The sequence below is a fragment of the Candidatus Pseudothioglobus sp. uisw_070 genome (genome assembly GCF_059512545.2).
The window spans coordinates 1,311,707-1,323,603 of sequence record NZ_CM183456.2; the positions used below are offsets into that span (position 1 = coordinate 1,311,707).

Annotated in this window: 13 protein-coding genes; 5 read left to right on the forward strand and 8 right to left on the reverse strand. The window is 35.6% G+C overall.

Translation table 11 applies throughout. The annotated features are described in order from the left end of the window. Positions 1 to 2: 2 nt before the first annotated feature. Genes glyS through ruvB form a run of 6 tightly spaced genes read right to left on the reverse strand, consistent with a single transcriptional unit; the run spans position 3 to position 6,253 of the window. Complete coding sequence (gene glyS / locus AC5YGD_RS06580) at positions 3 to 2,039, reverse strand: glycine--tRNA ligase subunit beta (protein ID WP_496141182.1); 2,037 nt, start codon at positions 2,037 to 2,039, stop codon at positions 3 to 5. A 14-nt stretch (positions 2,040 to 2,053) separates the two neighbouring features. Then, complete coding sequence (locus tag AC5YGD_RS06585) at positions 2,054 to 3,703, reverse strand: TonB C-terminal domain-containing protein (protein ID WP_496141183.1); 1,650 nt, start codon at positions 3,701 to 3,703, stop codon at positions 2,054 to 2,056. 13 nt (positions 3,704 to 3,716) lie between these two features. Further along, a complete protein-coding gene (locus AC5YGD_RS06590) occupies positions 3,717 to 4,169 on the reverse strand; it encodes an ExbD/TolR family protein (RefSeq protein ID WP_416651209.1) in 453 nt (150 codons plus the stop codon). Then, positions 4,166 to 4,837 carry a protein TolQ gene (tolQ, locus tag AC5YGD_RS06595; protein ID WP_416651210.1) on the reverse strand — a complete coding sequence of 224 codons (672 nt, stop codon included), beginning with the start codon at positions 4,835 to 4,837 and terminating at the stop codon, positions 4,166 to 4,168. Before tolQ ends, AC5YGD_RS06590 begins: the two co-directional genes overlap by 4 nt. Then, the gene (gene ybgC, locus AC5YGD_RS06600) at positions 4,824 to 5,228 is read right to left on the reverse strand and encodes a tol-pal system-associated acyl-CoA thioesterase (RefSeq protein ID WP_496141184.1); all 405 of its coding nucleotides are present in this window, start codon (positions 5,226 to 5,228) and stop codon (positions 4,824 to 4,826) included. Before ybgC ends, tolQ begins: the two co-directional genes overlap by 14 nt. Then, the gene (gene ruvB / locus AC5YGD_RS06605) at positions 5,225 to 6,253 is read right to left on the reverse strand and encodes a Holliday junction branch migration DNA helicase RuvB (protein ID WP_416651212.1); all 1,029 of its coding nucleotides are present in this window, start codon (positions 6,251 to 6,253) and stop codon (positions 5,225 to 5,227) included. The genes ybgC and ruvB overlap by 4 nt, the downstream gene beginning before the upstream one ends. Before the next feature lie 164 nt (positions 6,254 to 6,417). On the opposite strand from ruvB, the gene hemA reads away from it, so the two are divergent. Beyond that, positions 6,418 to 7,686, forward strand: coding sequence for a glutamyl-tRNA reductase (hemA, locus tag AC5YGD_RS06610; protein WP_496141185.1), 1,269 nt, complete (start codon positions 6,418 to 6,420; stop codon positions 7,684 to 7,686). Then, entirely contained in the window at positions 7,686 to 8,774 is a 1,089-nt protein-coding gene (gene prfA, locus AC5YGD_RS06615; protein ID WP_496141186.1) for a peptide chain release factor 1, read from the forward strand. The genes hemA and prfA overlap by 1 nt, the downstream gene beginning before the upstream one ends. Here prfA and AC5YGD_RS06620 read toward each other — a convergent pair. Next, entirely contained in the window at positions 8,771 to 9,559 is a 789-nt protein-coding gene (locus tag AC5YGD_RS06620; RefSeq protein ID WP_496141187.1) for an iron chelate uptake ABC transporter family permease subunit, read from the reverse strand. The two genes, prfA and AC5YGD_RS06620, sit on opposite strands and share 4 nt — an antisense overlap. Before the next feature lie 22 nt (positions 9,560 to 9,581). Beyond that, positions 9,582 to 9,989: a ferric iron uptake transcriptional regulator gene (gene fur / locus AC5YGD_RS06625; RefSeq protein ID WP_416677406.1), complete on the reverse strand. Its 408-nt coding sequence runs from the start codon at positions 9,987 to 9,989 to the stop codon at positions 9,582 to 9,584. Between the two features lie 50 nt (positions 9,990 to 10,039). Between fur and AC5YGD_RS06630 the strand changes: the two genes are divergently transcribed. From AC5YGD_RS06630 to ccmB, 3 genes are all read left to right on the forward strand, one after another. Continuing rightward, positions 10,040 to 10,486 carry an outer membrane protein assembly factor BamE domain-containing protein gene (locus AC5YGD_RS06630; RefSeq protein ID WP_496141188.1) on the forward strand — a complete coding sequence of 149 codons (447 nt, stop codon included), beginning with the start codon at positions 10,040 to 10,042 and terminating at the stop codon, positions 10,484 to 10,486. Between the two features lie 81 nt (positions 10,487 to 10,567). Then, positions 10,568 to 11,170, forward strand: coding sequence for a cytochrome c biogenesis heme-transporting ATPase CcmA (gene ccmA / locus AC5YGD_RS06635; protein WP_496141189.1), 603 nt, complete (start codon positions 10,568 to 10,570; stop codon positions 11,168 to 11,170). After that, on the forward strand, positions 11,167 to 11,832 hold the full coding sequence (ccmB, locus tag AC5YGD_RS06640; RefSeq protein ID WP_496141190.1) for a heme exporter protein CcmB: 666 nt from the start codon (positions 11,167 to 11,169) through the stop codon (positions 11,830 to 11,832). The genes ccmA and ccmB overlap by 4 nt, the downstream gene beginning before the upstream one ends. The last annotated feature ends 65 nt before the right edge of the window (positions 11,833 to 11,897 follow it).

Here is an 11,897-nt window from a genome sequence, read left to right on the forward strand (position 1 = left end):
AGTTATGATGAGAGGTGAGAAATATCAGCAACAGATAAAAACAGACCTCTAACTCGACTAATCAGAGCAAGTCGAGCCTCACGTACTTTTACATCCTCTGTATTAACCATAACATTATCAAAGAATATATCGATCGCCTCTTTTAATTCAAGCAACGAGCGCATGGTCGTCTTGTAATCTTTCTTATCTGATAATTGTTTAGATAGTAACTCTGTAGCTTTATAAAGATTTTTTTCCGAGTCTTCAATTAACGCCTTTGAATTAAGGTCATTAAGATGTTCGGTTGAATCTTTAAGAATATTTGCAATTCTTTTATTTGACTCAATCAAGCTCTTGGCGTCAGCACTTTGAGTAAACTCATTAAGCGCTTCAACTCTCAAATGAAAATCAAACGGCGAGTCTGGACTAACTGCCAAAACAGCTTCATAAACGTTGCTATCAATATTAGCATCTTTGTAGTAGGCTTTTAGCCGCTCCATCATAAATTTATAGATTGAGTCAGAGGTACCTCTATCTACTCCCTTTAAGTGTAAATCTAGAGAGAATTTAATTAATGACTTAAGGTTTAATTCTATTTTGGCCTCAAGCAGTATTCGTAGCAATCCAAGAGCTAGCCTTCTAAGTGCATAGGGGTCTTTAGAGCCTGTTGGAGCCTGTCCAATTCCATAAATACCAGTAATAGTATCTAGCTTATCCGCGATTGCAACTACAAGACCTTCACTTGTAGAGGGCAATGTATCACCTGAAAATCGAGGTAGATAGTGCTCCCTAATAGCTATTGAAACAGCCTTTGACTCTCCATCATTAAGGGCATAATAGCCACCCATAATTCCTTGTAAATCAGCAAATTCACCAACCATTTCACTTAAAAGATCAGATTTGCATAAAAGACCAGCACGAGAAGATTCTTTAGTATCAAATCCAACCAACTCAGCAATATAAGAACTTAGGCGCTCTATCCGTTTCGCTTTTTGAGCCATGGAGCCAAGAGACTTCATAAACAAAACATTATCCAGCCCATCTATTCTCTGATCAAGCCTGACAGCCTTATCTTGATTCCAAAAAAACTCAGAATCTGATAGCCTAGGATGAATAACCCTCTCATTGCCCTCAATAACTACTTTTAAATTACTCGATTCAATGTTTGCGACAGAAATAAATAATGGTAACAAACCACCCTTACTGTCTACTAAATGAAAGTATTTTTGGTGTGACTTCATTGCCGATATCAGAGCTTCATGAGGAACAGATAGGAATTTTTCATCAAACTTTCCAGCAAAAGCTCTAGGGTACTCAACTAGCGCACAAACTTCATCCAGCAAAGATTCATCTATAACTACTTCAGCATTATTTTGCTTTGCTACTAATAAAACCTGCTCACGGATAATCTCTTTACGCTTTTTAAAATCAACAATGATTTGAGCACTTTTTGACATAACCAACTCATATTCACTCGCGTGTGAAAGTTCAATAGTAAGATCTTTTTGAAATCTTAAACCCCTCGTAACCCTTCCACTTTCAAGTCCCATTATTTGTGCTGGAACAATCTCTTTATCAAGCATTACAACAAGCCAGTGGACGGGCCTAACAAAAGAATGGTCTGCACTGCCCCATTTCATTGCTCTTGTAATTGGAATATTTTTAATTGAGCTTTCTATGATTCTTGGTAAGAGACTACTAATAATTTGACCAGCCTCTTCTTTTGAGTAAAAGTAGTATTCTTTGCCGCCTAATTGCTTTTTTTCAAGCTGACTTAAATCAACTCCACAAGATTTTGCAAAGCCATTAATCGCCATTTCTGGAGATTCTGTTGAAGGGCCTTTTTTTTCTATAACTTGGTCTTTTTGTTTGCTTTGTAGCTCTGTAATAGATACAGCTAAACGCCTTGGGGTAGCGAAAGACACGATACTAGATGAAGAAATATTAATCTTTTTAAGTTCATCAGCAATATTGTTCTTAAGGGATTCTGAAAGCTTCAATAAAAGCTTTGGAGGCAGTTCTTCAGTTCCTAATTCCAATAAAAAATCATGTGTTTTCATAGGTAATATTTAGGTTAATTTACACTAAATATAAAGTAAAGCTCTTTGTCAAATACAGCTTCATCAGGAGCCCCAGGAAGTGGTGAGGCTTTATTTACAGCTCTTTCAATTGAGTCCTTGAATGACTTTCCAAGAGAACTATTACCAACATTAGCATTTTTAACATCTACCGCCTTAACATTTCCATCTCTATCTTGAACAACATAAACTTCAGCTGTCCAATCATCTTCAGCTGACTGGTATCTCCAAAAGGTTTTAACTCTGGCCGCTATATTATTTATATAAGCATTCTGAAGAGTATTAAGTTGATCCTCAATGATTAATGATCTTGCTGTATCTTGCTCATCTTGAACTTCTTTAGCAAGGAGCTGTCTATATTGAATTTCAGCTTCAGCCTCTTTAAGGGCTGCTATTTCTAACTCCAATAGATCTTTATTCTGCTGATCTTCTTCTAACTGTTTGGACGCCTCTTTAACGAGTAATTCAGCATCTTTAGTTTTGGCTTCAATAGTGCTTTGCTTAACCTCAGCTGCTTTAATTTTAATTTCTAATGCGATACGCTTTGCTTCTGCTAATTTTAATTTCAGCTCTTCAGCTATACGTTTTGCTTCTGCCTTCTTAACTTGCTTATCAACTTCTTTTGCAAGTATTTCAGCGTCCCTAGCTGTTTCTTGGGCTAATAATACAGCCTCTTTTGCTTTAAGTTCTTCAGCTTTAGTTTTTGCTTCAGCCTCTTTTACTAATGCAGTTGCCTCTTTTGCTAATATTTCTGCCTCTTGGGTTTTAGCCTCTTCAGCTTTTCGTTTTATTTCTGCAAGTTTTGTTTTAACTTCTTCTTGCTTTCGTTTTGCCTCAGCAAGCTCAATTTTTTTAGCCGCAGCCTCAACAAGAATCTCAGCCTCTTTAGTCTTTGCTTCTTCAGCTATACGTTTCACTTCAGCTTTTTTCGCCTTGTCCTGTTCAATTTTTGTCTTTGTTTTAGCATCAGCAATTATTTCATTAGCCTTAGCTTCTTCAATTTTTGTCTTTATTTCAGCATCAGCAATTATTTCATTAGCTTTGCTCGCTTGAATTTCAGCCTCTTTAGTCTTGGCCTCTTCCGATTTACGCTGAAGTTCTGCCATAATTTTTTTAGCTTTTGCCTTTAAAGCCTCCTGCTCTGCAACTTTCTGATCTTTTTGAGCAGTTTCTGATCTCTTTTCTTCGCTTTTAATCTTTTGTTGCTTTTGCTTCTCTACGTCTTTTAAGCGCTCTTGCTCTGCTTCAATTATCTCCATATCAATCATAACTGCTTGAACTGGCGCAGAAGGCAAGATACTTGAGCTTTGCTCTGGAGGACTCCAGCGCTCAACATTTGCATACAGTAAACCAAATAGAAGAGATGCATGTAGGATTACTGCGGCCCAAAAAGCGATTGGATGTTTTTTAGATATCTTAACCATTGGCTGCATCATTGTATTGATGAGGCCTAATATAAATAAGACGAATTTTTTTAGGTACTTAAAAAGAACACTTAAAGCCTTAATAATAAAATTTTTGAACCCAGAGGTTTTAGCTTCTTGCAAATCTAAAGACCTTTCTTTATCTTTTTCTTCTGAGTCTACTTCTGCTTTTTTAGGTATTAAGTTACTAAAAAACTGAGTAATTTTTTTAAAAAAGTTCATAATTAGAATTCAACTAATTTGGGTTTTCGGTCATAAAGCCAACCTTATCAATCTTGCCATACTGTTTTAATACAGCAATAATTTCAATAACTTTTTCGTAAGCTACTTTTTTATCACCCCTAACAAAAACTTGCATATCTGGATAAATCTCTTTTCGAGCAAGCACTTGATTTATAGCCACATTTAATGAAACTGGTTCAAGATCTTCAATCGCGTCCATTCCAGGACTGGTCATTGGATTTATAAAGTAGTTTCCATCTACATCAACTGAAATAATTGAAGGCTGCTGGTCTTGGTAATCAACAACTCCAGCAGGAGCACTTGGCAAGTCAACCTCAACACCTTGCTCAATAATTGGGGTAGTCATCATAAAGATAACTAAAAGCACTAGCATTACATCAATATACGGAACGATATTGATATCTGCATGGATATCAGGTCTTGAGCGCCTAGGCAGTTCTATCATTTTTGTCTCTGTAGGATTACAAAAATCTCTTCCACAAATGCGGTGTACTTATTACCAATTTCCTCAACATGCGAAACTAATCTGTTGTAAGCAATAGTAGCGGGTATTGCCGCAAAAAGTCCAAAAGCAGTTGCAATAAGAGCTTCCGCAATACCAGGAGCAACAATTGCTATCGTTGCCTGCTTAACTGATGCAAGACCAATAAATGAATGCATGATTCCCCAAACTGTGCCAAAAAGACCAATATAAGGGCTCGATGATGCAATCATCGCAAGAATAGAAAGGCTAGAATCAAGCCGATCGATCTCATTACTCGCAGAAGTATTCATTGATCTATAAGCTCTTTCAGAATTCATAATTCGTAATTGACTAGACGTGGACTTGCTATGAGTAAACTCTTTGTAGCCAGAGCCAAAAATATCTTCCATTGCAGTCCAGTCAGAGGCTAAAGGAGGCAAATTTTTATACAGAACAGATAGCTCACTTTCTCTTTCAAATTCTTGGTGAAAATTTTCAACATCATTGGATGCATCCATCAAAATCTTTTTCTTAGACATAATTACAGTCCAAGAGTAAATTGACATCAAGACCAATATAATCATAACTAACTGAACAACAAGTCCAGCGCTAAATATTAAGCCAACAATTGATAAGCTATTTTCTTCCATTTAGTTTCTCCATGATTTCTTGCGGAAAAGCGCAAGGCTTTAAATTATTTTTTAATACAGAAACTACCTTTACTTCAGCCTTAAATAATACCGTATTTTTCTCTATATTCGTTATTTTATGAGCAAAAATTAAGCTCGCATGTTTAACTAATTCAATACTAGTTTGAACCTCAATAGTGTCATCAAGAAAAGCAGGTAATAGATAATCTGCCTTCACAGACTTCACAACAAAGACTAGCCCAATTTCTTCTGCAATAGTGGCTAGTTCAAAACCAAGTTCACGAAGATGTTCAGTTCTACCCCTTTCAATATACTTTAAATAATTAGCATAATAAACAACGCCGCCAGCATCTGTGTCTTCATAATAGACTCTTACAGTTAAACTACTCATTTACCATACAAGTCTTGAGTATGGCTAAGGCGAACCTCTCCTATATGAGAGAAAGCAAGGTCTGTTGCAATCCTGCCTCGCGGTGTTCTCATTATAAAACCCTGCTGAAGAAGGTAAGGCTCTATCATATCCTCTAAGGTTGATCGTTCTTCACCAAGTGCAGTAGCTAAAGTATCAAGTCCTACCGGTCCCGCTGAAAACTTAGTAATAATGAGGCTAAGGTAATCTCGATCGAGCTGTTCAAGGCCTGCCTCATCAACTTTTAACGTTTCAAGAGCTTCTTTTGCAATTTGTATATTTATTACACCATTTGTTTTAACATCTGCAAAATCACGGACTCTTCTTAAAAGGCGATTAGCTATTCTAGGAGTTCCTCTTGAGCGCTTAGCAATTTCTAAGGAGCCTTGGCCTTCGATTTCAATATTTAAAATTGAAGCGGACCTTTCTACTATCTCTTGCAATTCTTTAACATTATAAAAAGTCAAACGATGCACTATTCCAAACCTATCTCTCAGAGGTGAAGTAAGCATTCCTGCCCTGGTAGTTGCACCAATTAGAGTAAATGGAGGCAGTTCTAGCTGGACTGAATGAGCAGCAACGCCCTCTCCTACTAAAATATCGAGTTTAAAATCCTCTAATGCGGGATAAAGAATTTCTTCAACAACTGGGTTGAGCCTGTGAATTTCATCTATAAAAAGAATGTCGAATGGTTCAAGTTTAGTAAGTATTGCAGCCAAATCACCAGAGCGCTCCAAAACAGGGCCAGACGTTTGTTTAATTCCTGCACCCATTTGATTGGCAATAACATTGGCAAGAGTTGTCTTACCTAATCCTGGAGGCCCATAAATTAGGCAATGATCAAGAACATCAGAACGTGACTTTGCTGCCTGAATAAATAAAGACATTTGTGATTTGACATCTTCTTGGCCAATATAATCTGCAAATGAATTTGGCCTAACTGAGGTAACTTTTAGATCCTCATTATTTTGATTTTCTCCACCAACTAGACTGTCCTCTTCAATCATCTTTAATCATTTTATTTTAAATTTATGGTCTTTATTTTAGACCAATAGGTAGTTATATTTATTAATTATACAAAACTATCCCTTTATCTTAAACTGCTTTATCTTTTGATGAAATTGAATAGACAATGTATAATTAATGGATTAAATTATTTTCGTTTTTTTAAATGTCGAATATTGCAATACTGAGTGTAAACCATCAGATAGCCCCAGTAGCAATTAGGGAAAAAGTAGCCTTTGCTCATGGTGAGCTTGCGCCCGCTATTTCCTCTCTACTTTCACTCAAAGAAATTAAAGGCTGCGTTATCTTTTCTACCTGCAACAGGTCAGAAATTTATGTCTCACATGACTCAAAGAATATTCGAGATGTTTTAATAAAATTTTTAGCATCCAGTCACGGTATTGATCATCACTCTTTAATTGAGTATGTTTCTTATTATGAAGAAAATGAAGCCGTACAACATATATGTAATGTTGCTTGTGGACTAGAATCTTTAGTTTTAGGTGAGCCTCAAATTTTTGGCCAACTAAAAGATGCTTATCAGCTCTCTAAGAATGAAAGCGCTTTAGATAAAATTTTAGAAAAATTATTTCAACATGTCTTTAAAATCGCAAAAAAAGTTCGTACTGACACAAATATAGGTTCTTCACCAGTCTCAGTTGCTTATTGCGCTGTCAAGCTAAGTGAAAAAATATTTACAAACCTATCAAGTCAAACTGTTTTGCTTATAGGCGCTGGAGAGATGATTGAGCTAAGTGCTCAGCACCTTAGTAAAAGAGGTGTAAGAAAAATGATTTTTGCAAATAGAACTATAGAAAATGCCCAGCCAATTGCAATTAAGCATGATGCCGAGGCGATTTCATTAAAAAGCCTATCTGAAAATCTTCATAGGGCGGATATAGTTATCTCCTCAACAGCAGCGCCTATTCCAATTATTGGAAAAGGCTTAATTGAAACAGTTCTTCATCAAAGAAAACATAAACCAATGCTACTTATTGATTTAGCCATTCCTAGAGATATTGAACCAGAGGCGAATCAACTAGAAGATGTATTTCTATATAGTGTGGATGATTTACAGCAAATTGCTAATAGCAATTTAGAAGAAAGACTAAAAGAAAAAGTTATTGCTAAGAAGATAATTAATGCAAAAAGTATTGATTTTATTGAATGGGCAAAGAATATTCCTAATGAAGAGATAATTAAAAATCATAGAAGGCAAGCAAATTTACTTAAAGATGAGCTATTACAAACTGCCTTAAGAAAACTTAAATCAGGCTCAAATCCCGACCTAGTGGTAGAGGAGCTTGCTGACAAACTTACTAATAAATTACTACATAAAACTTTAGAGAATTTAAAAAATCCTAGCAGTCTTAAAACTGACTCTCATGAAATAGTCGAAAAAGATAAAACAAATCCTTCTAAGATCGACAACTAATGAATCAATCAATCCTTACTAAATTAGAGCAATTATCCATGCGCCTTGAAGAAATCAACGCATTGCTCTCAGATCAGTCTATTGCCTCTGATCAAAATAAATTTAGAGAGCTTTCCATAGAGCACTCTCAATTAAGCCCAATAAATGACAAGTACATTGAATATTTATCAGTCACTGCTGATATTGATGCTGCAGAAGTTCTTCTCCAGGAAGATGACCAAGACATTAAAGAAATGGCTGAGGAGGAAATTGTTTCAGGTCGAAAGATTTTAGAGCAAATAGAATTAGATCTTAAGAAATCACTTCTTCCAAAAGATCCGAACGACTCACGTAATATTATTATTGAAATTCGAGCAGGAACAGGTGGAGATGAGGCAAGTATTTTTTCAGGTGATCTTTATAGAATGTACACTCGATATGTAGAAAAATCTAAATGGCAACTAGAAATATTAAGCTCTAATTTAGGAGAGCATGGTGGCTTCAAAGAAATTATTGCACGAATAAGTGGCACCAACGTTTACTCAAAACTTAAATTTGAATCCGGCGCTCATCGCGTTCAAAGGGTTCCTGAAACTGAGTCTCAAGGAAGAGTTCATACATCTGCTTGCACCGTTGCTGTAATGCCAGAAGTTTCTAGCATTGAAGAAGTTAATATCAATATGAATGATGTAAGGGTTGATACCTTTAGAGCTTCAGGAGCTGGAGGTCAGCATGTCAACAAAACTGACTCTGCAGTTCGCGTAACTCATATTCCTACTGGAACAGTTGTAGAATGCCAAGATGGCCGCTCTCAGCATAAAAATAAAGCTCAAGCTTTATCAGTTCTAGCATCCAGAATTTTGGATGCTCAACAACAAGAACAACAGAAGGAACAGGCCTCTCAAAGAAAAGAACTTGTTGGAAGTGGTGACCGCTCTCAAAGAATCAGAACTTACAATTACCCCCAAGGAAGGGTTACTGACCATCGGATTAATTTAACACTCTACAAATTAAGCGAAGTAATGGAGGGTGAATTAGAGGCAATTATAGACCCACTAGTAATTGAGCAACAAACCAACCAATTGACCGCACTTAATGAATCCCTTTAACTGCCTCTATTTGGAAGGAATTGGGCAATAAAAAAGAAAACTCCTAAAGTAATAACTATGGCAGGACCAGTTGCTAAATCAAATGTAATTGAAGTGTAAAGCCCTAATAAAACAGAAACAATTGATATGATCATTGAGCTAAAAATCATTGCTATAGGTGAGTTTGAAAAAACTCGAGCTATTGCAGGCGGAATAATTAGTAAAGAGGTAATCAACAAAACGCCTACAATTTGTACTGAAACAGACACAGCCAGTGCTATTAAAAACATAAAAAGCAGCTCATAAAAGGTTTTATTAACGCCTTCAGCTTTGGCTAATTCTTCATTAAGTGTGAGTAATAACAGTTTTTTCCAATTAATAAATAATAGAAAAATAACAACAACCATAACAGAAAATATCCAATAGATATCTTTAGAGGTTATGGATAATATATCTCCAAAAAGATAAGAAAAATAATCTATATTTTGATCCCCAATAAAGCCTAGAACGACAATACCTAGCGACAGAGAAATATGAGAGAAGATACCTAGCACAGCATCGCTCGACCAGAAGTCTTTTTGCTGCAAAAAAACAATCAGAGTTGCAAATAGTCCCCCAACAATAACCAAACCAAAATTAATACCCAGTCCAGTTGCAAGTCCAAGAGCAACTCCTAAAAGCGCACTATGTGAAATAGAGTCCGAAAAATATGAAAGGCGCTTCCAAATAACAAAACAACCTAGAGAGCCTGCGATTATTGATACGCCAATTGCCGCAATTAGCGCCCTATAAATAAAATCATCCATAATTTATAAAGCCCTAAAAAACTTAATGACAGTCCTTGCATAAGCCATAAAGGTATAGTGAATGATCAGTCAACTCAAAGCCATGTTTTTTTGCAATTTGAAGCTGATGTTGTTCAATAACATCATCTTGAAATTCGATAATCTTACTGCACTTCACACACACTAGATGGTCGTGATGTTCTAAGCCGCATAACTCATAGACAGCCTGGTTATTTTCAAAATTTAATTTCTGAACAATTCCAGATTCTTCAAATTGAGATAAAACGCGGTAAATTGTTGCAACACCAACCTCTTCATTTTGTTCAATCAGAACTCTATAGATGTCCTCAGCACTCAAATGATGGTTTGGTGATTTCTCCAAAACTTCTAAAATCTTTAGCCTGGGAAGAGTAACTTTAAGACCAGCACTTTTTAAATCTTCTGCATCCATTTAAAAATCCTTAAGGTAAAATCTTATTTATATTTTATATGTTTTAACTAATGATGAACAGATTAACTTTTATTCTACTTGGCTGTCTTATCTTGACTGGGTGTTCTAATTCTCTTCCTAAGGCGCCTGAACTTCCTAAACTGCCAAAGTTTACTATGCCAGATTTACCAAAAATGCCTAAGCTATCACTGCCTAGCTGGGCTAAACCTAAGATGCCCTCAATTGATGTATATAAACCAACAATTCTGCAAGGAGTAATTTTAGATATTAAAGAAGTTAATCAGCTTCAATTAGGGATGTCAAAGGAGTCTGTTATGAATTTGATTGGCTCGCCAAGCATTATTGACCCTTTTCATCAATATCAATGGGACTACATTAATCACTCAACAATTGATGGTGAGATAGAAATTAGATACCGCTTAAGACTTATATTTTCAGGTAATCTGTTATCTGAAATTGATAAGAGTGGCTTAGAGGAATTATTAAACTCTAATTAATAAAAGAATGTGTCTTTAAATTAAGTCCTAAGCTCCTTCGAATCTATCGCCTTTATTGAGCTTATCAACTAAAATAATGATATGTCAAAGCTATCGGTCAATAACTTAAGTTGCCAAAGAGGCTATAACCTTCTCTTTGAAAACTTATCTTTTGAATTAAATTCTGGTGAAGTCCTTAGAATCTCTGGTCAAAATGGATCAGGAAAAACCTCACTTCTAAAGATAATTGCTGGACTTAATACTCCAGAGCTTGGCTACATTGAATTCGACCAAAATCAATCAAATAACGAGACATATCAAATAGAAACTCTATATCTTGGTCACTATGCTGCTTTAAGCTCAGAGCTTAGCTGCATCGAAAATCTAGAATATTTAACCAATCTAAATACAGAAATTTTATCGCCAAATTTTCATGACGCTTTAAAAGAAGTTGGATTAGAAAATTATGAACATGAGTCTGCTGGAAACCTTTCTGCAGGCCAGAAAAGGAGGGTTGCATTATCACTTCTTTTTATTAGTCAGTCGAAAGTTTGGCTTCTTGATGAGCCTTTCACCGCACTAGACTCAGAGGGAATCAAGATAATTGAAAATCAAATTGAAAAGCATTGTGCAAATGGTGGTCTATGTATATTAACAACCCATCAAGATTGCAATATTAAAAGCCTTAAGGAGATTTCTCTTTGAATATCTTTTTAACAACTCTAACAAGAGATTTAAAAATGGCATTTAGAAATCCATCTAGCTTTCTTAATCCTCTAATGTTTTTTGTTATTTCTATTTCATTATTTCCAATTGCTATAAGCCCAGATTCTGAAACATTAATGAATATAGCGCCTGGTATTATTTGGGTTATTACAATGCTTTCAGTACTTTTATCACTTAACTCCTTGTTTCACTCCGACTATGATAATGGCGTTCTTGAGCAAATAGTTATTTCTCATCACCCACTTCCCTTAATTCTCCTTGCTAAAACTACTGCGCATTGGATACTTAGTGGGCTCCCAATCATATTACTTTCACCGTTACTTGGTATGGCCCTATTTTTAGATTCTAATAGCATCTATATTTTAATGTTAACGCTGTTTATAGCCACCCCTTGTTTAAGCCTAATTGGATCCATAGGCGCTTCATTAGTTGTTAGTATAAAAAATTCTGGGATGTTATTATCTTTACTAATACTCCCTCTTTATATACCTATTTTAATTTTTGCAACGAGCGCAGTCTCTCAATCCCAGTTCAATCTTTCAATTAATGGTCAGCTCTATTTTTTAGGTTCAATTCTTATTATTAGTCTTATAACTGCTCCATTTATAAGTGCATTGGCTTTGAGAGTGAGCCTGGAATAATCTTTGCATTTGATCATAAAAGATTATATAATTCTCATACGCTGATTTGTTACGATTGCTAGCGT

Coding starts and splice junctions, on each gene's coding strand:
- glyS (WP_496141182.1), bottom strand. CDS start 2,039: ATGAAAACACATGATTTTTTATTGGAATTAGGAACTGAAGAACTGCCT.
- AC5YGD_RS06585 (WP_496141183.1), bottom strand. CDS start 3,703: ATGAACTTTTTTAAAAAAATTACTCAGTTTTTTAGTAACTTAATACCT.
- AC5YGD_RS06590 (WP_416651209.1), bottom strand. CDS start 4,169: ATGATAGAACTGCCTAGGCGCTCAAGACCTGATATCCATGCAGATATC.
- tolQ (WP_416651210.1), bottom strand. CDS start 4,837: ATGGAAGAAAATAGCTTATCAATTGTTGGCTTAATATTTAGCGCTGGA.
- ybgC (WP_496141184.1), bottom strand. CDS start 5,228: ATGAGTAGTTTAACTGTAAGAGTCTATTATGAAGACACAGATGCTGGC.
- ruvB (WP_416651212.1), bottom strand. CDS start 6,253: ATGATTGAAGAGGACAGTCTAGTTGGTGGAGAAAATCAAAATAATGAG.
- hemA (WP_496141185.1), top strand. CDS start 6,418: ATGTCGAATATTGCAATACTGAGTGTAAACCATCAGATAGCCCCAGTA.
- prfA (WP_496141186.1), top strand. CDS start 7,686: ATGAATCAATCAATCCTTACTAAATTAGAGCAATTATCCATGCGCCTT.
- AC5YGD_RS06620 (WP_496141187.1), bottom strand. CDS start 9,559: ATGGATGATTTTATTTATAGGGCGCTAATTGCGGCAATTGGCGTATCA.
- fur (WP_416677406.1), bottom strand. CDS start 9,989: ATGGATGCAGAAGATTTAAAAAGTGCTGGTCTTAAAGTTACTCTTCCC.
- AC5YGD_RS06630 (WP_496141188.1), top strand. CDS start 10,040: ATGATGAACAGATTAACTTTTATTCTACTTGGCTGTCTTATCTTGACT.
- ccmA (WP_496141189.1), top strand. CDS start 10,568: ATGTCAAAGCTATCGGTCAATAACTTAAGTTGCCAAAGAGGCTATAAC.